This window comes from Streptococcus sp. 27098_8_76 (assembly GCF_041432315.1).
Classification (GTDB): domain Bacteria; phylum Bacillota; class Bacilli; order Lactobacillales; family Streptococcaceae; genus Streptococcus.
Window position 1 is genome coordinate 171173 of sequence record NZ_JAPVZI010000004.1, and the last position, 22747, is coordinate 193919.

16 protein-coding genes and 2 pseudogenes are annotated in these 22747 nt (G+C 38.7%); 2 read left to right on the top strand and 16 right to left on the bottom strand.

Annotation, left to right across the window (positions count from 1 at the left end; translation table 11 throughout):
- Nucleotides 1-98 precede the first annotated feature (98 nt).
- The 5 genes and pseudogenes from O3636_RS04235 to O3636_RS04255 all read right to left on the bottom strand — a co-directional run.
- The gene (locus O3636_RS04235) at nucleotides 99-1025 is read right to left on the bottom strand and encodes a hypothetical protein (protein ID WP_261053718.1); all 927 of its coding nucleotides are present in this window, start codon (nucleotides 1023-1025) and stop codon (nucleotides 99-101) included.
- An 84-nt stretch (nucleotides 1026-1109) separates the two neighbouring features.
- The gene (locus O3636_RS04240; RefSeq protein WP_261053716.1) at nucleotides 1110-1523 is read right to left on the bottom strand and encodes a hypothetical protein; all 414 of its coding nucleotides are present in this window, start codon (nucleotides 1521-1523) and stop codon (nucleotides 1110-1112) included.
- 73 nt (nucleotides 1524-1596) lie between these two features.
- Entirely contained in the window at nucleotides 1597-1971 is a 375-nt protein-coding gene (locus O3636_RS04245) for a hypothetical protein (RefSeq protein WP_000432464.1), read from the bottom strand.
- A gap of 16 nt (nucleotides 1972-1987) precedes the next feature.
- Nucleotides 1988-2953: a choline-binding protein C gene (locus tag O3636_RS04250; protein ID WP_371641883.1), complete on the bottom strand. Its 966-nt coding sequence runs from the start codon at nucleotides 2951-2953 to the stop codon at nucleotides 1988-1990.
- Nucleotides 2954-2977: 24 nt separating this feature from the next.
- Nucleotides 2978-3454 (bottom strand): annotated as a pseudogene (locus O3636_RS04255) (choline-binding protein A); the annotation flags it as partial.
- A 3383-nt stretch (nucleotides 3455-6837) separates the two neighbouring features.
- Between O3636_RS04255 and O3636_RS04260 the strand changes: the two are divergent.
- Nucleotides 6838-7743: a helix-turn-helix domain-containing protein gene (locus tag O3636_RS04260; protein WP_371641885.1), complete on the top strand. Its 906-nt coding sequence runs from the start codon at nucleotides 6838-6840 to the stop codon at nucleotides 7741-7743.
- A 38-nt stretch (nucleotides 7744-7781) separates the two neighbouring features.
- On the opposite strand, the gene O3636_RS04265 is transcribed toward O3636_RS04260, so the two are convergent.
- From O3636_RS04265 to miaA, 5 genes are read right to left on the bottom strand one after another with little or no spacing between them, the layout of a single operon-like run.
- Nucleotides 7782-8537 (bottom strand): SDR family NAD(P)-dependent oxidoreductase, encoded by a 756-nt coding sequence (locus tag O3636_RS04265; protein ID WP_371641887.1) that lies wholly within the window; start codon nucleotides 8535-8537, stop codon nucleotides 7782-7784.
- A 20-nt stretch (nucleotides 8538-8557) separates the two neighbouring features.
- Complete coding sequence (gene rnz / locus O3636_RS04270; protein ID WP_371641889.1) at nucleotides 8558-9487, bottom strand: ribonuclease Z; 930 nt, start codon at nucleotides 9485-9487, stop codon at nucleotides 8558-8560.
- Between the two features lie 14 nt (nucleotides 9488-9501).
- Entirely contained in the window at nucleotides 9502-10125 is a 624-nt protein-coding gene (locus tag O3636_RS04275) for a cystathionine beta-lyase (RefSeq protein WP_371641891.1), read from the bottom strand.
- Nucleotides 10118-11356 (bottom strand): GTPase HflX, encoded by a 1239-nt coding sequence (hflX, locus tag O3636_RS04280; protein WP_371641893.1) that lies wholly within the window; start codon nucleotides 11354-11356, stop codon nucleotides 10118-10120. The genes O3636_RS04275 and hflX overlap by 8 nt, the downstream gene beginning before the upstream one ends.
- Nucleotides 11349-12233: a tRNA (adenosine(37)-N6)-dimethylallyltransferase MiaA gene (gene miaA / locus O3636_RS04285; protein WP_261219137.1), complete on the bottom strand. Its 885-nt coding sequence runs from the start codon at nucleotides 12231-12233 to the stop codon at nucleotides 11349-11351. Before miaA ends, hflX begins: the two co-directional genes overlap by 8 nt.
- A 120-nt stretch (nucleotides 12234-12353) precedes the next feature.
- On the opposite strand from miaA, the gene O3636_RS04290 reads away from it, so the two are divergent.
- Nucleotides 12354-12524, top strand: coding sequence for a DUF3042 family protein (locus O3636_RS04290; RefSeq protein ID WP_001051777.1), 171 nt, complete (start codon nucleotides 12354-12356; stop codon nucleotides 12522-12524).
- A gap of 49 nt (nucleotides 12525-12573) precedes the next feature.
- On the opposite strand, the gene O3636_RS04295 is transcribed toward O3636_RS04290, so the two are convergent.
- From O3636_RS04295 to O3636_RS04320, 6 genes and pseudogenes are all read right to left on the bottom strand, one after another.
- The gene (locus O3636_RS04295) at nucleotides 12574-13413 is read right to left on the bottom strand and encodes a thymidylate synthase (RefSeq protein WP_371641896.1); all 840 of its coding nucleotides are present in this window, start codon (nucleotides 13411-13413) and stop codon (nucleotides 12574-12576) included.
- Between the two features lie 97 nt (nucleotides 13414-13510).
- On the bottom strand, nucleotides 13511-14470 hold the full coding sequence (locus O3636_RS04300; protein ID WP_371509881.1) for an ROK family glucokinase: 960 nt from the start codon (nucleotides 14468-14470) through the stop codon (nucleotides 13511-13513).
- 117 nt (nucleotides 14471-14587) lie between these two features.
- Nucleotides 14588-15274, bottom strand: a pseudogene (locus O3636_RS04305) (excalibur calcium-binding domain-containing protein); the annotation flags it as partial.
- A gap of 49 nt (nucleotides 15275-15323) precedes the next feature.
- Complete coding sequence (locus tag O3636_RS04310; RefSeq protein ID WP_371641898.1) at nucleotides 15324-15941, bottom strand: alpha/beta fold hydrolase; 618 nt, start codon at nucleotides 15939-15941, stop codon at nucleotides 15324-15326.
- On the bottom strand, nucleotides 15942-17663 hold the full coding sequence (pabB, locus tag O3636_RS04315; protein ID WP_371641900.1) for an aminodeoxychorismate synthase component I: 1722 nt from the start codon (nucleotides 17661-17663) through the stop codon (nucleotides 15942-15944).
- A gap of 60 nt (nucleotides 17664-17723) precedes the next feature.
- Nucleotides 17724-22747 (bottom strand): ZmpA/ZmpB/ZmpC family metallo-endopeptidase (locus O3636_RS04320; RefSeq protein ID WP_371641902.1); only part of this gene is annotated, 5024 nt, incomplete at its 5' end.

The following is a 22747-nucleotide window of genomic DNA, read 5'->3' on the forward strand; positions in this document are numbered from 1 at the left end:
CTAAATAAAATGACTTATAGATATCATTTCATTTAGATTTTATCATTTATTAATCTATCTATCGGTTTTATGTAATATTTAAGTTTATATTTAACTGACTAAAACATTCTTCTGATTGAATCTTCCACAGAATGCTCAATACCTCTAGCAATTCCCCCCGTAACTTTAAAAGTAAACAATACAACTTTTCCTAAAACTTTGAAAAATCCAATACTAATTCTAATTAAGATTGAGAGCAGTTTTTCCAAAATATTCCCAACCTTTTCTACCCTTTCTTGAGTTAATAAATCAGACACTTTTCTTTTTTGCGAAGACATTTCTTGACTTCTATGATTACTAGATATTGGACTTTCATAATCTAATTCACTCCCCTGTACTTCAGGAGTTTGATTCACTTTTTGCATTGAAGGCATTTTTACTGCTTCATTTTGACTCTTTTTTTTGATAGGATGTTCACGATTATATTTAATAGCAAAGAACCAACCATAAAAGATGGTAAAATACCATGATGCAAATAAAGCTACTATCCCAAGACTAATACACACAACCCTAATTCCAAACTGAATCGCAAACATTCCACTAACTGCGTCAAGTGCACGATCAATTGCTCTATCATATACTGGTTCAATGGATGTAGGATATCCACGATAATCATAATAGATTCTATGTTTTAAATAAATATCCCCTTTATCCATTTCTTCTCTATAGGCCGCACCTATTTGCTTAAACATTAAACTGAAGAAAAATCCTTTTGGGATAATATTTGAGACTACTTTAAAAATGTAAGAAAATACATACGGATATAATAAAACATTTAAAATTGCCCAAATAATATGGAACACAATACCTAATATTACAAAAAACTGATTATGTGAATGAGCAACATTAAATTTCTCAAACTCAGCAATTTCTGAAAATATTCTTACAGTATTGTAATAGGTGATAAAACCTAATACACCTACACCTAAAAAATTAATTGGATTTAAATAATACCAAAATGGAAAGCGAAATAAAATTTTTTTCATTTTAACCTAAAACCTCTCTTATCACTATATAACACAGAATGTCTACTATCACATTCATCCCAACTACTACTGAAATGAAATTATTTAATTCATTTTTTCACTAATAGCTTTATCACCTTTTATGACCATTATTGCTGCAAAAATATTTATCAAAACACAGACATAATATAGAATCGCTCCAAAACCTAAATCCGATCTTCCAACCAATTCTTTTGTTATTGAAAAATGAACAAAAATTCCGAATAAACTTACTAGAATAACTATAATAGATGTAATAATTTGAAGCACCCTTCCTTTGCCAATTACTAAAGACAATAAAAAAGTAATCACAAATGCACCATACCAAATCAAAAATAAATACCATAATGGTGCATCTAAATATTCTGAAACATGTTCACTTAATGGATGTATAAACTGATTACCCGATGAAACAACTGGCAATAAGAAAGTAATCAATCCTACTAAACTAGCTAGAGTTATTAATTTTTTAAATTTCATTCATATTCTCCCTATATACAATTTCTTACCCCAGTAACTTTTAGGGTACTGAGGTAAGCTTTTAATGTGTAGTCTATTTTACTCGGTTAAAGGTTTGATCTGGCTCTTGAAGATAAAGTTCCTTATCTTTTAACATATATTTTGTTTTTCCTAAATTTCTTCCTTTAGTGTCTGTGATTGTCAATTCTTTCTTTTGTTTATCAATTTTCACTAGTCTTTGTTCTTTGTCTCCGTCTGAATCCTCAGAGGTGACGGTCCCAGCATTTCCTTTAATCACCATGACTAAATGATCACGTTTTGTTAAAATTTCATAAGTTCCATCTAAGGGATCAGTCGTTAATTTCTTTATTCCAAAAATTAACACTAGTGCAATTACAACTAAACCTGCAATGCTCTCCTTACGTTTGGTTTCAAATAAGCTTTTTAATTTACCAATTACATTTTCCATATTGAACTCTAATTCCTTATTTTACCCACTTACCTGAGCCATCTACTTTGTAGCCATCTGGGGTACGTTCGTTGACTGCCATCTTACCATTCGATTTGAGGTAGTAGTCACCTACCCATTGGCTACGAGCATAGCTTCCTTCTGACGTTAAGTAATAGTAAGATTGGTAGCTACTATCATAAATCCACTCACTCTTGGCCATTTTACCATCTGATTTAAGGTAGTAACTTCCAGCCCAGGTATTACGTGCATAGCTACCCTCTGCTGTCAAGTAATAGTATGATTTATAGTTATTGTCATAAATCCACTCGCTCTTAGCCATGTAGCCACCTGATTTGAGGTAATAACTTCCTGACCAAGCATTTTGAACAAAGTTACCTGAAGCATTTAGGTAGAAGTAAGAATTGTACTGAACATCAAAAATCCATTGATTGACTACTTTAACACCAGCTTTGTAGTAAGAAGAACCTGACCAGCCAGTCTGACCTGAGGTAGAGTTAGTAGCTGGTTTTGGAGTTTCAGTCGCTTTTGATTTTTCTACCTTCGTAATCGGATAATATTTATATCCAGAGATTTTAAAAACTTCTGAACGTCCGAAGTAACGTTTTCCAAAATCATCTGAACTGTAGATATCTAGATGGTAGTTCCCATCTTTGACTGGGAGTATATTAATTCCCTGTCTTATTCTATTACTTCCTCCAAATCTTCCAAAAGGGTATGAAGAAGCAAGTTCTCCAGTATCTTCATTAACTAGATCAAAATTAAGATATGTATTATCATTAGTTGTAGAACTTCTTTGAAGGTCAACCAATAGTATAGTTATTTCTCCTGTCTCTATCAAGGTGATTTTCAAGGGATTTTGAGTATCTTTTACACTCATATCTGTTAAGGCATGAACCTCCATTGGTTTAGAAGTCATAAGACCCACTGATAACAACGAGCCTGCTAATAAAGAACTAACTAATATTTTTTTATTTTTCATGATTTCAAATTCCTTTTCTCATCCTTATCCTACCCACTCACCATTGGTATTGACTGTATAGCCATCTGGTGTAGTGGTGTTTACTGCTAAAACTCCTGAACTATAGGCGTAGTACCATTTACCAGAAACTGTAAACCAGCCTGTTGTCATAGCACCTGACTTGTCAAGATAGTACCATGAACCATTATCTTTGACCCAACCTGTGGTCATTGTACCTGAGTTGTTCAAGTAATACCATGAGCTATTATCTTTTATCCAACCTGTAGCCAGTGTACCTGACTTGTTCAAGTAATACCATGAGCCATTATCTTTTACCCAACCTGTAGCCATTGTACCTGACTTGTTCAGGTAATACCATGTACCGTTATCTTTGACCCAACCTGTAGCCATTGAACCTGAGTTGTTCAAGTAATACCATGAGCTACCAGTTTTGACCCAGCCAGTTTTCATCCAACCTGCGTGATCAAAGTAGTACCATTTATCCTTGATTTGTTCCCAACCACTGGTTGTATATGAACCGTCAGCATGTTTGTACCACCAACGACCAGATGACTCAATCCAGTTGCCATCTTGTGAAGGTTTTGCATCTTCTACTTTCTTGAGTTCTGTATCTGTTTTCTTATCCGCTTGTTTCCCTGCAAGATACTCCAGATACCAACCTGATAAATTGTAGTAGTCCTTTCTTTCAGCCTTAACCAACTTATCAAACTCTTCTTGGATTTCAGCTAATTTAGCTTGTTCAGCTTTTAATTTAGCTGTAACTGCGTCTAATTTATCTTGTGCTAATTTTGCAGAAGATTTTGCTTGAGTTAGTTTTGCTTCTAAATCAGCTACTTTTGCTTGCGTATCTGCAAGATTTTTGTCTGCATTTAGATAAGCACTCAATTCTGTCGCAATTGCTTTAGCATCTGACACCAATTGGTCTTTTTCTGCATAGAGTTTATCTTGTTCAGCTTGTAGAGCTTTTAACTTGTTTTCTTCAGCTTGCAATTTTGCTTGCGCACTTGTAAGAGCAGTTTCAGCATCTTTTTGAGCAGTTTGAGCTGTAGCTAGTTCAGCTTTAGCTGTTTCAAGAGCGGTTTGTTTTTCAGCTTGGCTTCTTGAAAAGTTTTCAACAGCTGTTTCAGCGGTTGCTTTACGTTCTTGTGCATTTTTCAAAGCAAGGTTTGCCAATTTCAAGTTCTTTTCAGCGACTTCTGTTTGAAGTGGACTAGCTGTTTTACTTGCCAATTCTTTCTCAGCTTCTGTTTTAGCGTCAAGTGCAGAAGCATATTTATGTGAAGTTTCTGCCAATTCTGCTTTAGCATTTGCAAGAGCAGTTTGAATTTTAGCAAGTTCATCTTTTACTTTTTTGAGATTTTTATTTAAATATTCTTCAATTCTATAAATTTTGTCAATAAAAGGTCGAGAGACATTATTTACATATTGAATTGTTTCAAAATACATAAGCCGTTGAGTAATATTTCGTACTTTTTTATCATCATCAATAGCTTTGTTGATAGCATTATTGATGATTGCTTTATATTTATCCGTAGTAATACCATCAGCCAATGTAACTGTTCCATTGGTATCTTTTTTTAAATATTCATACTTAGTATATGTTCTTAATGGTTGGTTAGGTGAGATAACGGGTAAAATTTTTAAGTGAGGATGACTTATCACCATAGTTGCTGAATTTGAGCCATTGTCAAATACAAATTTAGCTAAAGGTACATTATGTAACTCTTCATACTTTTTAATTTCAGCATCCATAGCGTTTAGTTTATTCTGTTTTTCAGGATCTACTTTTTTCGTTCTAATATACTCATTTTGAGAATCAATGAAAAAATTATCATATTCTTGCAGAAGATATGCATAGTTTAAATCATTATACAAATATTCTTTGGCTTTTTTTATACTATTACGCATATCTTCTAAACTACTATGTACAGTTTCAAACATGCTTTTCGCATTTTGACTATAAATTATTTTATCTTTTAATGTATTATAGAATGAGTGAGTGAAAAATGCTCCTCCTTTATTATTTTGATAAATTCCCATTAAAACATTTGGACTATTAAATAAATTTTTATAATGACCAAAACTAGAGTGTGCATCAAGAAATGCAAATGATAACATGCTATCTGTAAAGTTATTGCTCAGGTCATTAAACGAATAACTTGACTTTGATAACGATGTAAATTTACGAGTATTCTCTGCAAAAGCTCCTGTTTGTTGAAGCTCTTCGTTTGTCCCTAATATATGGTCTGGTATCTCAGAAATTGCTTTATTTTTATTTTCATCGCTATTAACATAACGATTCCAAATATCCATAGCTTTAAAACCTGATTCAATATTTGCTTCTGTAATTTGATTAATAGGTTTGACACCTAATAATTTTCTAAAAGCATTCAACTTTGATGAAAATACGATATTTAATGCATTATAATCTTCCTTAGATAAGATTAATTTTCCATCAGTTATAGTATAGTTTCTATTAAAAATCTCATCACCAACTAGTTTTCTAACTAAATTTTGTGATTTTTCATCTTTGTATAACTGATACATTTGATTAAGCAAATTTAAACTAGCGTATGTTTGTGCTTCTTGATATTTATTATTTTGAACTAGTTCCGCAAACTTTTTCATATGCATGGAAAGTGTAGAAGTCTGTTCTTTAAAGTAAAGTTTTCCTGTTTCATCATTTATTTCTGATAATAGAGCCATTGCATATTTTTCTTCTAAAGATAATTTACTATCATCAGTATCAACAGAATTTTCAGCTAGGTCAACTTCATGTTTAAGGGAAGCTGCTTTTTCTTGAATGGATTCAACTTTTGTTTTATCTGCGTCCATCATTTCTTTAGCTAGTTTCAAGGCGTCATTTTTGACATTCACATTGTTTGTAGCTTGTTTGATAGCATCTGCGCGGTTGCTATCTGCTTTCTTAGCAGTTTCGACAGCTGTTGTTGCGCTTGAGATATTTGCATTTGCTTGTTCAATATCTTTTTCAGCTTGGGCAAGAGAGGCTTTAGCTTCACCAAGTCCTGAACCATTTAGCGCGTCTTCAGCTGATTTTACATTAGCTTCTTTAGCGATTACTGTTTTATCTGCTTCAGCTTTCTTACTTGTTGTGCTTGCAACGTTAGCTGTTTCACTTGCTACAGTTTCAGTTTGTGCTTTAATGGCTTCAGTAGACGCTTCAGTTGCTTTTTGATTGGCTTCTTGAGCTTTTACATTGGCGTCTTGTTTAGCTTTTGTAGCTGTGATATTTTCTTCCGTAGCACTTGCTTTAACAGCTTCAGCAGACTTCAAGTCCTCTTTAGCGCTTGTCAAAGCAGTTTCAGTGGTTGTAACAGCATGGTTAGCAGAAGTAGCTTCAGCTTTTGCTGTTTGGCTTTCAGCTTCAACTTGCTTAACAGTAGACGTTTGAGCATCAAGAGCAGGCTTGACATCAGAAGATTTCTTCACTTCTGGTTTTGCATCAGCTACAGGTTTAGAAACAAGAGCTGGTTCGTTTACAGCAGTTGCATCAACTGCTGTTGTGTTAGTTGCTTCTTGAGCAAATGCAGTTCCGCCAACAGACGCAAGCGCAATAGCTGTTGAAGTTGTGAGGGTTTTCAGTTTCTTCATCATTTTCTCCTTTGATGGCTGATAGAATAGGATTGAGTGGTAAGTCAATCCTTGTTATACTAGTATAACAAGCCTACTTTTTAGCTATTCTTTCCCTTATAATACCATAATAGATATTTAAATTTTTCGGCATTTAAACTATAGTTTCAATGTTATTTAAAAAATCCAAAAATAGCATAGAATTCTAATATTTTGTAACTATAGTTTTCTTTTCTCTATTTTTTCTCTAAATTTTTGTATAATAGTTTTAGAAGTATGTAAGGAGATTATTTATGGAAAATCTATACCCATTTGGAGCTACATTTAAGTATCTGCGCGAAGCACGAGGACTCAGCCTAAAGGAAGCCGCCTCAGATATCGTATCACCACAGTTCCTAAGTCAATTTGAAAAAGGAGACAAAGGAATTTCACTTGAAAACTTTGCCAAACTGTTAATTGTTATCGGAGTGGAATGGAATGATTTTGTTCTGGCCTATGCAAATAAAGGTGGAAACTGCTTAGAATTACCTGCTATTGAATTTGGCAAACATGTGGTCCATGAAGAGGATATTCTCACTTACATTGAAGAATACGAAAAATTATTTGATGTCTATCTAAAAGACAATCCACTTCAAGCAGAGATGATTTTTAAATCAATCAAATTAAGACATTATCCAACCATATCAAAGAGTCCAGAAACTGTTGCCAGAATTCAAAACATTATCAATCATTTAATGAAGTCGGATGTCTTTAATAGTATCGAACTTGAAATTTATCGCGTCATCGTCAATCATTCTCCTATGGAACTTATTGACCATATGAGCAAACAATTACTACTTATGTACAAAGAAAGTGCTAATACTGACACCTACATCCGTATTTTAAATGCTCTTACTTTCTCTGTAAAATACTTCTCTGAACTGGGTTACTATCAAAAGGCTGACGATATTATTAAAAAAATTAAATCACTTCAGACCTTCGAACGAGGCTATCTGGCTATTCCCCTCATGTTTCTAGAAGTTGAGCATGTTTACAATCAATTTAGATGGAACAAACCTGAGTCTATTCCCTTAGCCAAGAATCTATTTAATTATCTTCAAAGCGCAAAATTTATTGATCAGCAATACTACTCTAATTTTATCAATGCCTTCACCTATCACTGCCACGCATTAAATAAGACTGGAATGGATTTATTCTAATCGTCAAAAAAAGTTGCTCCAATGTAGGAACAACTTTTTTATTTATAATTAAAAGTTTCCCCTGCCAACTTATCAGCTAGCTTGGGAAAGAGGCTATAAAACTTATGGGCTAGGTTCAACAAAACCGGGAGATTGAGTTCTCGTTTATTTTTTCCTATAATCTTGACAATCTTTTTAGCCACTGCATCTGGTTCTAGCAGGAAACGTTCAACCGATTTGAGATAGGTTCCATCTGGGTCGGCTTGGTCGAAAAATCCTGTACGGATTGGGCCTGGATTAACTGTTGTCACATAGACACCATAGGGCCTGAGTTCAAGGCGCAAAGCATTTGAAAACCCAATGGCTGCAAACTTAGTGGCTGAGTAGAGACTAGACTTGCCAGTAGCAATCAAACCTGCCATGCTAACAATATTGATGATATGGCCTTTTCGGCTTTCCTTCATCCGAGCTGCAAGGCGCCGAGATAGATTCATCAAAGCAAAGGTATTGACCTCGAACATCTGGTGAATGTCTTGGTCGGAAATCTGGTCGAAATCTTCAAAAATTCCGTAACCAGCGTTGTTAATCAAGACATCAATCTTGCCATAGCGGAGATAGAGGTCTGCTACCAGAGTTTCTAAGGCTGAATCATCGATAATGTCTATTTCCATCAATTCTGCATGAGGATGATTTCCGTAAAGTTGAACTAATTTTTCTTTATTTCTACCAAGCAAGATGAGCTGGTCATTGGGCAGGAGTTTGACCATTTCTTGGGCTAAACCACCGCTAGCTCCTGTAATCAGAATAGTAGGCATCCTTATCCTTTCTCAATCTGTTAGATTTCCACTTCTTCCAAGTCTTTGACCACATGGACATTTTCAAAAATACTAGCAGCGTCTTTCTTGAGCTTGCTGATATCTTTTGAGAGGAAACGGGCGCTGATATGGTTGAGCAGGAGGCGTTTGGCACCTGCTTCTACTGCGACCTCTGCTGCCTGCATGTTGGTTGAGTGGCCGTGATTGCGAGCAATTTTGTCATCGCCCTTACCATAAGTTGATTCATGAACCAAGACATCAGCATTGATAGCCAGACGCACGCTGGCATTGGTTTTGCGGGTGTCACCTAGAATAGTGATAATCTTACCTGGACGAGGAGCTGAGATATAGTCAGCTGCCTTGATTTCAGTCCCATCTTCGAGAACAACATCCTGACCGTTTTTGATTTTTCCAAAAAGTGGGCCAAATGGGACACCAGCTGCCTTAAGTTTTTCAGCATCCAGCGTTCCTTCAAGGTCCTTTTGCATGACACGATAACCAACACAGAAAATAGTGTGGTCCAACTCCTCTGCATACACAATGAATTTATCGGTCTCAAGGATTTTCCCAAGGGAATCTTGGTCAAACTCATGGAAATGAATGCGGTAGGGCAGACGAGAACCTGACACACGAAGACTGGTTAAGACAAAGGACTTAATCCCTTGAGGTCCATAGATTTCCAAATCCGTCTGCTCTTCATTAGCCTGAAAGGCTCGACTAGAAAGGAAACCTGGTAAGCCAAAAATGTGGTCTCCATGCAGGTGGGTGATAAAGATTTTGCTGACCTTACGTGGTCGAATCGTGGTTTCCAGAATGCGATTTTGCGTACCTTCTCCACAGTCAAAGAGCCAGACTTCGTTAATCTCGTCCAAGAGTTTCAGAGCGAGACTTGAAACATTGCGGGCTTTAGAGGGCTGGCCAGCCCCCGTTCCTAAAAATTGAATATCCATTCGATACTTTCTAATTAATCAATATATAACATGGCTGTGCGATTTTCCGATCGGAAATAGCGCTTGCCAGAAAAAGCAGTAGCTTCCTGTAATAAATCCTCTTGACTGTAGCCTTTTAGACGTTTGCGACCATCAGCCAAGTTTTCCAAATCTGTCAAAGCTGTGAGACTCTCTACACTAACAACTTCCTCATCTCCGACAGCCTTCATGTAAATCTTGCCAGACTCCTCAAAGACTAGCTGATGGGGGAAAATTTGCGCAATCTCAAAGAGTAAGTCATCCGAGATTTTCTCCTCATTTTCAGAGAAAATCCGACCAAGATCCTCACTCTCATAACAAAAACCAAAGGATTTACCAGACAGATTCAGACGAATAAAGGGCTTATTTTCAAAGGTGAAACTTGGTTCAGCATTGTAGAGATTCAGTTCCTGACTGACTTCTGCAAAATAATCCGTCGCAGCCTCAGGACTTTTTTTCTGGTAGAGTTCTGCAAAGTAAGCATTGACCACGCTAGGTGGAGGAGTGATCAGTGCCAACTGCTCTTGCTCTGTTCTACCAGCTAGAAGTTGATCCAGATAGACCTTATCCATACTTGTATAGCCCCCATATTTTAGAGCCAACGTTTTAATATCAGTCATAAAATTCCTCTAACCTCCATTTATTTTTCTCGGAAATGTAGCCTGTAATGACTTCGCCGTCCTCCTGATAATCACGTTCTTCAAGAATCGCAACACTTTCTAAATCATGAATCTTGTAGGACTTAGAAAAAGGCACGCGCAGGGTAAAAGATTCAAAAATATCCTTGATTTTCTCCAAAAATAGTGCCTGCAAGTTCTCACGACTATCCTCAGACTTGGCAGAAATGAGGGCATAAGGCGTTTGGGTAGGCGTGAAATCCTCCACCAAATCCGCTTTATTATAAAGGGTCAGGCGAGGAATATCTTCCATATCCAAATCTTTCATGATGGACAGGACTGTTTTTTCATGCTCCTCATGGTAAGGATTGCTGGCATCGATAACATGAACCAGAAGGTCCACATGCTTGCTTTCTTCCAAGGTTGACTTGAAACTGGACACCAACTCTGTCGGCAAATCTTGGATAAAGCCCACGGTATCTGTCAAAGTTACTTGGAGATTGCCTCCCAGATGGATACTCTTAGTCGTCGCATCTAGAGTCGCAAAGAGTTCATCTGCCTCATACTGGGTCTTACTGGTTAAGGCGTTCATGATGGTTGACTTCCCAGCATTGGTATAACCAATCAAACCAATCTTAAAGGTGCTGGACTCCAGACGTTTTTCTCTGACAGTCGCCCGATTTTTCTCAACCACCTTGAGCTGACGCTCGATATCCGTAATTTGGTTTCGAACACTACGACGATTCAGTTCCAGCTGGCTTTCACCAGGTCCACGGGAACCAATTCCCCCTGCCTGACGGCTGAGCATAATTCCCTGACCAACCAAGCGAGGCAAGAGATACTTGAGCTGGGCTAGGTGAACTTGGAGCTTCCCTTCATGGCTTCGAGCTCGCATGGCAAAGATATCCAAAATCAACTGCATACGGTCAATGACCTTAACACCCAGAACTCCCTCTAGATTGACATTTTGCCTTGGGGTCAGACGGTTGTTGACGATGACAGTGGTAATTTCTTCTGCATCCACCATCAGCGCAATTTCTTCTAACTTACCAGAGCCTACGAAGGTCTTTGAGTCATACTTTTCACGTTTTTGTCTGTAGCTATCTACAACGACTGCCCCAGCTGTCTTGGCTAGACTGGCCAATTCTTCCATGGAGAGGTCAAAATTGTCCATGCCCTGCAATTCCACACCAATGAGCAGGACTCGCTCCTCTTTTTTTTCCGTATCAATCATCTAAAAACTCCTCTATCTGGCTTAAAATGCGGTCTTGTACACCAGATTCTCCAATCTGATAAAAGGTCACCTGCATGCGATTACGGAACCAGGTCAGCTGACGCTTGGCAAAACGACGGGTAGCCTGTTTGAGACTCTCACTAGCTTCCTCCAAGGTTTGCTCTCCACGGAAATAAGGAAAGAGTTCCTTGTAGCCAATTCCTTTAGCAGCCTGCACATCAGGGTAATGATCAAAGAGCCACTTAGCCTCATCCAAAAGACCAGCTTCAAACATCAAATCGACTCGATGGTTGATACGCTCATAAAGTTGACTACGTTCATCATCCAAGCAGATAATCAATGGTTCATACAAGGTCTCTTGATTTTCCAAATCCCGACCAAAATGGGCGATTTCCAAGGCACGCATAGCACGACGACGATTAAACTGAGGAATTTCAAGGCCTGCTTGCGCCACAAGATGAGCTAATTCCTCATCTGAATATGGCTCCAAACTAGCTCGATAGTCCAAAATCTCCTCATGGGGAGTCTCCCCACCCAGGTGATAACCTTCTAGCAAGCTCTGGATATAAAGTCCAGTACCACCAGCAATAATAGCTAGCTTGCCACGACTGTGAATGTCCTCAATAGCCATCTTAGCTTCTGAAACAAAATCAAAAGCCGAGTAAGACTCGGTTACCTCTCTAACATCGATTAAATGATGAGGAACAGCTGCCTGCTCTTCTGGACTAGCCTTGGCCGTCCCAATATCAAGTCCTCGATAGACTTGCTGGCTATCTCCACTAACCACTTCGCCATTAAAACGCTTGGCCACTTCAATGGCAAGGGCTGTTTTTCCAACAGCAGTCGGTCCAACAATCACAATTATTTTTGTTTTCATCTTTTTTCCTTGAAAAATTCCCATTTTTTCGTTACTATTATTATAACACAAAAAGGTCAGTCAGAAAAATGTGACCTCTTGAAGAGGCTGACTGATTGAGAATATAAAGGAGGAAGACTCATGGCTAAAGGATTCGCTAAAGGTCTTGTAACAGGTGTCGCAGGAACTGTCGCTGCACTTGCAGGCGCGGTATACGCATTTAAAAAGAAAGTAATCGAACCAGAAGAGCAAAAAGCAGCTTTCATCGAAGAAAACCGTAAAAAAGCAGCTCGTCGTCGCGTATCACGTTAAGAAACAAAAGAAGTTGGGATTTATTTCTCAACTTCTTTTTTCTATTCTTTTAAATAGCCAGGTCAAACTTCAACTGTGGCTTGACAGGGTCATAATCCACCAACTCAAAATCTTCTGCTTTAATATCAAAGAAATTGGTCTTATCTGGCACATTCAAGACCAAACGTGGTTGGCAGTTTGACGGCTCCCGACGGAGCAATTCTTGAGCTTGTTCAAATTGATTGTCATAGATATGGAGGTTGTTGATAAAGTAGAAGAACTTCCCAACCTTCCAGCCAAAATGTTTGGCAATCATCATTTGAAGAGCCACATACTGCATAGCATTGATGTGGTGGGCCACTAGCATATCATTAGAACGCTGGGTCAAGGTCGCATCCAGATAGATTTCCCCATCTACACGGCGGACATCAAACATGGTCTGAAAGGCACATGGGAGCAGTCCATCGGTTTCTTCGAAAGCTTGGTAATCCCAGAGTGATATGATATTGCGGCGGTTCCAAGGATTGGCTGCCAACTGTTTGAGAAGCTTATTGATGATATCGTGTTTCTTAACAACGGCACCATACCGCTCACCAATAGTTCCCGTATCTCCCACTTCCCAGTCATTCCAGTAGTGAACATTGTACTTGCTATTTAGCACTTCTAGGCTATTAGACTGGTCTTGGTAAATCCAAAGTACTTCCTTGATAGCTGATTTAATGGCAATGGGACGCAAGGTTGTGATAGGAAATTCCCCCTTGGCCAAGTCATATTCGGCAAAGGCACCAGTTACATACTTGGAGTTAGCAACAGTCCCATCCTTGTACTTGGGACGGGCCTGCTCAGAAAAGACACCGTCTTTGAGGATTCGTTCAATATTTTCTTTAAAAATCGTATCTGCTTTTGTCATTCTCTCTCACCTCATTTATTGTCCTAACTAGTATAGCATAAAAAAAGAAAGGAGGAAAATCACTCGCTTCTAGAAAGCAATTTTCTCCTTTTTTATTTTACTGCAATACAAGTGATGCTGCTCCGATAACTCCAGCGTCATTTCCTAGAGTTGCAAGAGCCAATTTTGTTGATGTGCGCACTTGTGGGAAAGTATTTTCATCATAGACTTTTTGAACACCTTGTAGAAGGAATTCTCCTGCAGCTGACACACCACCACCGATAACGATTGTTGATGGGTTTAGGATTGAACCGATGTTGGCACATGCAATACCCAAGTAACGTGAGAAATTACGGTAAACGATCAAAGCAAGATCGTCTCCTTCTTTTGCCAAGTCAAAGACAGTTTTAGCTGTTACTTCTTCACCGTCGTCGATCAAACGTTTCAATTCTGCATCGCCTTCGTATTCATCTGCGTAACGACGAGTCAAGTTGACAATACCTGTTGCTGAAGCCACTGTCTCAAGACAGCCTTTTTTCCCACAAGTACATGCGATTGGTTGGTCAAAGTCCACAGTGATATGGCCAAGTTCACCAGCAGCACCGGCAACACCGTGAAGCAATTTTCCTTCTGCGACGATACCGCCACCAACACCTGTACCGAGTGTCATAAAGACAACATCTGGTTGGTTATCACCAGCACCCATCCAACGTTCACCAAGAGCAGCTACGTTGGCATCATTATCGATAAAAAATGGAATACCCACGGCTTTTTCAATCTTTTCTTTGATTGGTTGAAGGGTTTTCCAGTTGAGGTTGTAGGCACCGATAACAGTCCCTTTTTCACGGTCAACCACACCTGGTGATCCCATCCCAATACCTTGGAAGTCCGCTGCTGCCAATCCAAGCAAGTCCAAACGATGTTGAATAGACTCAATCATATCATCTACGATATGACTTCCCTCATCCAAAATGTTGGTCTTGATAGACCATTTTTCTTGGATTTCTCCTGCTGTTGTCAAGATTGCAAATTTGATAGAAGTTCCACCAAGGTCAATCCCAATAATCTTTTGACTCATCATATTCTCCTTTTTCATTGTTTAGCAATTGAAAATGCTTACAGTACTAGTATAACAAAATTCACTCATTTATGCAAAGGTTTGCATTAACTTTCTAGATTTTATCCTAACTTATGGTTTCCAGAGGCCTGAAGCATCTACGTAGTAGCGGCCTCCATCAACTCGCTCATTTTTAGCCATTTTGCCATCTGATTTCAAATAGTAATTTCCTTGCCATGCATTACGAGCGTATGAACCATCTGATTTCAAGTAATACCAGGCTTGGTAAGAAGAGTCATAAACCCACTCACCTTGTGCCATTTTACCGTTTGATTTAAGGTAGTAAGCTCCTTGCCATGCATTCTTTGCATAAGAACCATCTGATTTCAAATAATACCAAGCTTGATAAGAAGAGTCATAAATCCATTCGCTCTGTGCCATTTTACCATCAGCTTTCAGGTAATAGCTTCCCTGCCAAGCATTTTTCACTGGATTTCCATTTCCATCAACATAGTACCAAGCGCCGTCCTGCTTAACCCAACCACTTGCTGTTGCTGAACTTGTATTGCTTTGAGCCGCAGTTGATTGTTTTGCTTTGAAAGCACCCTTAGGAGCATTTTTCAATTCACAAGCTACACCATCATGATCGCGGTCCAACTTGGCAGAATATCCCGGTTCTCCCTCGTGAATATCCGAGTATCCATTTGCCCAAGCTTCCTTACAGCTAGAAAAATGAATGTTTTCTTCTGCTAACACAGGCTGTGAAAACAAGGCTAAAACTGGCAAGGTAGCCAGACTCATTTTTAAAAATAGACGTTTGTTCATTTCTTTCTCCTATAATTATGATATCGTTTTCAATATTATTTTATCAAACTTATTTCAGCAATTCAAGGAAACTTCTGGTCTTTTCTACAAACTCCTTTGGTTTTGCTCTATTCAGAACATGAGAACCGTCAGGGATAATCTGGAACTGGGAATTTGACATCAGTTCTTGAATAGCTTTCATTGAACTAAGATTTGGCTTATCCTGACTACCACAAATTAACAAAGTTGGATAGGGACAATTCTTTGCAATCTCCCTTAAATCAAGTGTTTTTAATTCCTCAGAAACTCCAACCAGAAGCGATTTATCTGCTCCCTGTTTCTCAAATATCCTCTTAGGCAGCAATTTAAATATCAGCAACTGAATGTAAAAAGGGATATTGCCCGCTAGTTTCAATGGACAACCTGATAAAACCAAGGCCTGAAGATTTGGCAAATCGTAACTTGATAGCTCTAATGCAAGTGCAGCACCTAAGGACAATCCAATCAAAACAAAAGGTTCTGTCTCTTGAGCTAGGCGCTGATAAACTCGCTCCTTGACTTTTTGATAGCTGTTAACTTCAGAAGAAAATAACTCGATAGCCTCAGAAGGATAATCTGTCAGTAGATTCCGAACCTCTTTCCAAGACTCTGCTGACTGCCCTAAGCCATGTAAAAATATCAGTTTCATCTACTTCTCCTGTAAGATTAACTCATATAAGCCTCTCACGGCATTACAGCCGTAAATAGCTTCCGCTTGGGCTAAATCTGCCAAGGTCAAGACTTTCTCTTCTACCTGTCCTCTTTCCAGCAAATGCTGACGGTAAATCCCTGGCAAGATTCCAAGTCGGACAGGCGGTGTGTAGAGTTTTCCAGCGATTTTCAGAACCAAATTTCCGATTGAGGTTTCCAATAACTCTCCAGCTGCATTATGGTAAATAATTTCCTGCTTCCCCAGGCTCAAATGCGGTCGGTGGCTTGTTTTAAAATAGGTAAAGGCTTGTTGCAAATTGACTTCCTGAAGGCAAAGTTTGGACTGACAAAAACTTGGACTAAGGGGTATTAATGCTTGACGACTGAGTTTTATCTCTCCAGATTTGCTAAGGCTAATTCGCAAGCGGTAATCTTGATTAGCATCACAAGCCTGACACTCTTCCTCTATCTTTTGTTTCAAGTCTTCTGCCTCAAAAGGAAAGGCAAAATAACGACTAGCTTTTCTCAGCCTTTCCAGATGTTGTTCTTCAAACAACAAATTCTTCTGGCTGATCTTCCCAGTAGTAAACAGCTGAAAACGAGCTTGTTTCCGATAGAGAACAGCCGCCTTTTGATGAACTTCTCGGTATTCAGATTCCCAAGTGCTATCCCATGTAATGCCGCCACCAACTCCATAGATAGCTTTTCCTTTATGCAGTTGAATGGTCCGAATGGCCACATTAAAAATCCGTCGTCCATGTGGAAGCAAGAGACCAATCGTTCCACAGTAGACTCCGCGCGGTTGAGGCTCCAAATTTTTGATAATCTCCATAGTCGCAATTTTCGGAGCACCCGTTATGGAACCACAAGGAAAGAGAGAGCGGAAGATTTCAACAAGGTCTACATCCTCTCGCAACCGACTCTTGATGGTCGAAGTCATTTGCCAAACGGTTGAGTACTGCTCTACCTGACACAGACACTCCACATGCTCACTGCCCACTTCAGAAATACGATTCATATCATTGCGCAAGAGGTCCACAATCATCATATTTTCAGAGCGATTTTTAGGATCCTGCTCCAACCAACTAGCCTGCTCTAAGTCTTCTTGGTCAGTTATGCCACGCTGAGTCGTTCCCTTCATTGGTCGCGTTATCAACTCGCGGCCATTTTGCTCAAAAAAGAGCTCTGGACTCATGGATATCACTGCCATCTCGTCATGTTCAACATAAGCATTGTAGCCCGCCTCCTGCTCTACCACCATACGATTGTAGATGGCAAAAGGATTGGCACTTAAGTCTTGCTTGAGTTGGACAGTGTAGTTGACCTGATAGGTATCTCCCTGCCGCAAATGATGATGTATCTGGGCAATAGCCTTTTCATAGTCTGCTGCAGATGTTACTTCCTGCCAATTTGAAGGCAAATCAATCGCATCATAAGTCAGAGGAATAGGGGATATTTCTACCCTATCATGAACAGTAAAGTAAAGCAGGTACTCGCCAAGTAGAGGGGTCTTGTGAACTGCTAATTTCTCCTCAAAAGCAGGTGCAGCCTCATAGCTGACATAACCCACCACATAATAGCCTTGCTCTTGGTAACTTTCCACTTGTGCCAGCAAATCTGCCACTTCTGCTAAATCTCTGGTTTTTAACTCTTTGATAGGCTGGGTAAAGATATATCTCTCCCCCAAAGCCCTAAAATCAATCACTGTTTTTCTATGCATATCTTAAGTATAGCATAAAATAAGAAAACCCTCATCCGCAAAGCAGATGAGAATTTTCGATTATTTAAAGATTGAAGTTTTAAAGCTGTTTGTTTGTTGAAGAAGTTTCTTGAAGAGTTTCTCTTTAAGTGATACAGTATTATCAAATTTAACTGAACCATTATTTAGAGTTGCTTTATCTTTATCGACAGCTGCAGCAAATGCATTCTTCAAGTCGTCGTAACTACTGTATGTAGTACCGTCAATTGTAACAGGGTTAAATCCTGCTTTCGCTTGATCAACAACTTCTTTGAAGTATGCTTTCTTCCAATCTTCTAGAGTACTAAATTTACCATCAGAAACTTTCTTAATGATGAAGTCATCTCCTAGAGTAGCATGACCTGCTTGTTTAGACTCATTTTTCAGCATGTTAGAAGCATAATTTAGGAACCCTTTTTCATATCCATAGTAACCCCACATACGGAAGGTATTATGTTTAAATGACATTGCTCCTGGTGCTCCTTCACTCGTATTACCACCATAGATACCAGCGGTGATAGGCACCGTTACATAAGCAGAACCGAATCCAGTTGGGTCATACTGACCATTACCAGGACCGTGTTTAGTCATGAAGTTTTTCTCTACTAAGTCGTTAACAGATGTTAAATTATATTCTTTTTCTTCTGCATTTAAATCTCTAACATTGTCGTATTGGTTCTTCGTATTAGCTCCACGAAGTTGCTTATCTACTTTCTTGAACCAAGCGTTATTTAGTTCTTTACTGTGCTTATCAATTACAGCTTCACCTTCAAGGTAATCAAGAAGCATGAGTGTATCGTTAAAGCCTTTCATGTAGTGATCGATTTCTTCACGAGATGTAAGATCATTTGGATTAGTGTTATACCATTGATTTCCATCATTTGGACGTTCGTAGGCCATGTTCAATCCAAGTGCTTTAAAGTCACCGTTTGGACTTGTTTCAGCAGGTGATTGTAACATACCTTGTGCAAATGCTTCTAAGTCAGTTCCTTCACGGTGTCTAGAACCACCTAAGTAAACCATACGGTCGTTTACATGAGTCGTTTCGTGAGTAAATGCAGAGATACCAAAGTCACTAATCATATTGGTAACCATGAAGAAGACTGAATCATCCTTATAAGGATTACCGTAGATACGAGCTACAGCTCCCATACGCCAGTCAGTAGCATGGTAACGACCTGTTGGTCCGTATAGTTCGCGAACTGGAGCAATGTCTTTACCGCTGTTAGTGTGACCGTATTTGTCAGTACCTTCTGGATAGTTTTGGTTATCTAGTACTGGTGTTGGTACCATGTTGTTGCTCTTAAGCAGTTGGTTACGAACTTTATCTAATGATAAACGAGACCAGAAGTCTAGATAATTTTGTTGAGCTTTTGCTACTTTATCGATTTCTTTCTTGAATGCTTCACGCTCTGCTGCTGTGTTCTTACCATATTTCTCAAATGAACTGTAAGCCATAGTGTTATATGTTGAGATTAAGAACATGTGAGCATCTTTTAAGTTAAGAAGTGGCAGAATCATCTTACCGTGAACATCATTATTTAATCCTTCGTATGCTCTGTGTTTCTTATCGGCAAATTCAGGAGTTGTTGTTTTTGGTTCAACGACATATACATTATCTTTAGTTGCTTTTATGAACCAATCGTTTAAGTCAGTATCACTTGTGAATAGACGCATGTTATAGTCTAAGAAACTGTTTAACTCACCTATACCAATAGTTCCACCGATAGTTTCACGATAAGCTTCTAAAGTTCTATCACCTTTAATGTTACTTTCTTTAGAGCCAACCTTAATCAAGAAGTCTAACACACTAACATTCTTACCATAGAAGTCCGGTTTGAATAACATTAACTCTTTAATATTAAATTCATCGAATTTAACACCGTAGTAACGGTTGAGGTAAGACAAACCAAGAAGAACTGCAGCCTTATTGTCATCAATTTTCTTAATCAAGGCACGTTTAGCAGCTTCATCTGTGTTAAGTTGGTGATCTTCATTTTCCACTAACTTCGTAACAAATTGAGTAAGATTATCTTTAACGTACTTGAAGCTTTCTTCTAAGTATAAATCCTTAATTGCATTGACTTTGTTGCCACCAGTTCTACCCAAGTGTTGGTAAATCGGGTCAGATTGCAATTCAACTGGACTTAACTTGCTTTCGATAGCGCTGATTAAATCTGCACGATCTTTAACAACCATATTTGGTGTATAAACGACTTCACCAAGCTCAGCGACACTGTATTCTTTCACTTGTTTAACTTTAGATTCTTTCGGTGAAATTGTAAAGATGTCTTTTGTCTTATCTGCGTAGTGGACAAAAATATGGTCAGCATCTGTAAGGTCTGTGACAAAGGCATTGCCTTTCATCGCCGTAACAGACAAGACTTCTTTAGTCATTAATGGACTATTAGCTGCAAGCTTGTTCCCTTGGTTGACGATCCATTCTTTGTTGTAGAACGGTTGAAGTTTTTCGATGTTACGGTAAGCAAGCTCACGAGATGCATCGTAGTCTTGAGTATCTTTGTAAGTGTCAGATTTTGGTTTTACATTATTTAGTGTGTCTGAAACAAGAGGATTGATAACATAATCATTAGCTGTAATTCCTAAAGTTGCAATTTTCTGGTCAGCTTCTTCTTGAGAAACTTCTTTAATTCGGTTAGAAACAGAGAATTTAAATGAACGCTTACCTGTACTTACATCTTTCACGATGAAGTTACGTTCTAATGCGTTATTTGAGAAATATCCACCATCTTCGTCAATATCTTTAGATCCATAGAATACTTCACCATTTTCAACTTTAATCATAGACACAGAATCAGCAACTTTACCCCATGCCCAGTTTTTACTGATGAATCCACCTGTTTCAACAGGATCTTTTACTTTAATAGTTCCTTTTGTAACAGCATTACGTACAGCTCCGTATTTTCCGATTCCGTTAGGGTCGCCACTGTTGTCCGTTCTAGCAACAAGACCACCGATACGAGCTTTATTAGCTACCATATTAGCTTCTACATAAGCTTTATCTATATTACCTTTCCAAAGTTCTCCGGCAATTCCACCGAAATCCCAACCTCTGTTACCAACACCAGTAAGATTACCGATGAATGCAACATTTGTTAATTGAGCTCCAGTATCTCCTTTATTAATAATACCAGCAATTCCATCTCTACCGAGGATACTACCAGTTACTTTAATGTTTTCAACCGTAGCATTTTTGACAGTTCTAGCAAGAGCAGAAATATTGTCAATCCAAGGCATATTAATATCAACATTAGCCAAGTTAACATCTTTAACTGAACCACCTTCAATACCACCAAATAATTGACGAGACATATTGTGGATTGAATAACGTTGCCCGTCAACACTTGATAACTTACCTTTAAATGTACCAGGAACATACTCTTTATTTGGAGTTGGTACATTGGCTGCATTTAAATCTGCACCAAGTTTGAACTCACCGCTAGGGTTAGCTTTCATATCTTTTACAAGCTCGTTGAAGTTGTAGTAAACATTACCTTCTTTTGCTTTTTGTTTTTCAAAGTAATGAACATACTCTTCGCTAAGTGTATTTTCAGCATTACGTTGAATCAAATCAGGTGCTTTGGCAGTGACTTTGTATAAAGTTTTTCCGTCTTTTTCTACTTCTTCAATCTTGTCAACTGCAAGTCTTGTAACTTTGTTGTCGTGAGTTGTCACTCGTAGGTAAAGCGGAGCAACATCAGCTGGTTTTTCTGTCAGCAAACTAGTATCTGTTTCGTTACCGTCAGCGTCCACACTCATCAAGCTTGTTTCTTTGATGTTTTTTATTTCGACTTTTTTGAGGTCAATTCTTAGAGGTTCTTCTTTCAGAACTTCTTCCTCATCACCCTCACCACGGTCATAAACCATCTTAGTTTCAAGTTTATAATCCTTGTAGTACTGCAAATCTGTCAGGCTAGCTGTCAAGTTGTCAGGTGAAACACTCAAGGTTTTCACAATCTCATCACCTTTTTTCAGAGTTAGGGTGATAGATTTAATGGCCGCCTTACTTGGATTTTCTAGACTGTATTTAACATCTGAAGTACGCTTCAAATCTTTAGGTTCAACTGCTGTGATGGTCAATACTGGTTTTTCAAAACTCTTGGTACCACGTTTCAAAATTTTGTCTTGAGGTTCCTCAAGGATTTCCTCTGTTACTTTTGGAGCGTCCTCTGTTTTAACTCCTTTGATGGTATTAAAGGTCTTGGTGATTTTTTTCTGACCTTCTTTCCCTTCTTGAGCTACAACTTCTAAGCCTTTTTTCAGTTGGTCATCTTCTTTAATAACTTCCTTAAATGGAATCTTTTCCAGACTTTCTTCTACAAGAGTTCCTTCAATTGGTTTTGTCCCACGACTTATCTGTTGGTCAACAGGTTCCTTGGTGACTTCTGTGCTAGTTGAAAGAACTTGATCAGTTTTAACACCTTCTATTGTTTTATAAGTTGTTTTAGTAACTTGACTTCCTTTTTCACCATTTCTTACGACAGTTTCTTCGTCCGTATACTTGGTTGGATCCTCAATCGTTTCAGTTTTGTAGTCTAAGTCTGTAGTTGATGTTTCAACAAGGGTTCCCTCAGTTACTTTATACTCAGGTAACTGTTCTTGTACAAGGGCTTGTCCTTCTTTACCTGCCTCTTGAGTTCCTTTAGACTCTACTGTAGCCTCTGGTAATTCGGGTTGGGTTAAGGACTGGCCTGCTTTGCCTTCCTCTTGTGTACCTTTGACCTCTACCGTAGCTTCTGGTAATGCAGGTTGGGTTAAAGATTGACCTTCCTTACCTGCCTCTTGGGTGCCTTTAACTGCGACTGTAGCTTCTGGCAAGGTTGGTTGCGTTAAGGATTGGCCTTCCTTGCCTTCCTCTTGAGTGCCTTTGGCCTCTACCGTAGCTTCTGGCAATTCTGGTTGCGTTAAGGACTGACCTTCCTTACCTGTTTCTTGAGTACCTTTGGCCTCTACCCTAGCTTCTGGCAATTCTGGTTGCGTTAAGGACTGACCTTCCTTGCCTGCCTCTTGGGTTCCTTTTACTGCGACTGTAGCTTCTGGCAATT

Bases quoted from the DNA above. Each gene is read 5' to 3' on its own strand.
- O3636_RS04245 (WP_000432464.1), bottom strand. From the start codon at position 1,971: ATGGAAAATGTAATTGGTAAATTAAAAAGCTTATTTGAAACCAAACGT.
- miaA (WP_261219137.1), bottom strand. From the start codon at position 12,233: ATGAAAACAAAAATAATTGTGATTGTTGGACCGACTGCTGTTGGAAAA.
- O3636_RS04295 (WP_371641896.1), bottom strand. From the start codon at position 13,413: ATGACAAAAGCAGATACGATTTTTAAAGAAAATATTGAACGAATCCTC.
- O3636_RS04260 (WP_371641885.1), top strand. From the start codon at position 6,838: ATGGAAAATCTATACCCATTTGGAGCTACATTTAAGTATCTGCGCGAA.
- O3636_RS04235 (WP_261053718.1), bottom strand. From the start codon at position 1,025: ATGAAAAAAATTTTATTTCGCTTTCCATTTTGGTATTATTTAAATCCA.
- O3636_RS04310 (WP_371641898.1), bottom strand. From the start codon at position 15,941: ATGAAACTGATATTTTTACATGGCTTAGGGCAGTCAGCAGAGTCTTGG.
- O3636_RS04240 (WP_261053716.1), bottom strand. From the start codon at position 1,523: ATGAAATTTAAAAAATTAATAACTCTAGCTAGTTTAGTAGGATTGATT.
- O3636_RS04275 (WP_371641891.1), bottom strand. From the start codon at position 10,125: ATGACTGATATTAAAACGTTGGCTCTAAAATATGGGGGCTATACAAGT.
- pabB (WP_371641900.1), bottom strand. From the start codon at position 17,663: ATGCATAGAAAAACAGTGATTGATTTTAGGGCTTTGGGGGAGAGATAT.
- O3636_RS04300 (WP_371509881.1), bottom strand. From the start codon at position 14,470: ATGAGTCAAAAGATTATTGGGATTGACCTTGGTGGAACTTCTATCAAA.
- O3636_RS04265 (WP_371641887.1), bottom strand. From the start codon at position 8,537: ATGCCTACTATTCTGATTACAGGAGCTAGCGGTGGTTTAGCCCAAGAA.
- hflX (WP_371641893.1), bottom strand. From the start codon at position 11,356: ATGATTGATACGGAAAAAAAAGAGGAGCGAGTCCTGCTCATTGGTGTG.
- O3636_RS04250 (WP_371641883.1), bottom strand. From the start codon at position 2,953: ATGAAAAATAAAAAAATATTAGTTAGTTCTTTATTAGCAGGCTCGTTG.
- rnz (WP_371641889.1), bottom strand. From the start codon at position 9,487: ATGGATATTCAATTTTTAGGAACGGGGGCTGGCCAGCCCTCTAAAGCC.
- O3636_RS04290 (WP_001051777.1), top strand. From the start codon at position 12,354: ATGGCTAAAGGATTCGCTAAAGGTCTTGTAACAGGTGTCGCAGGAACT.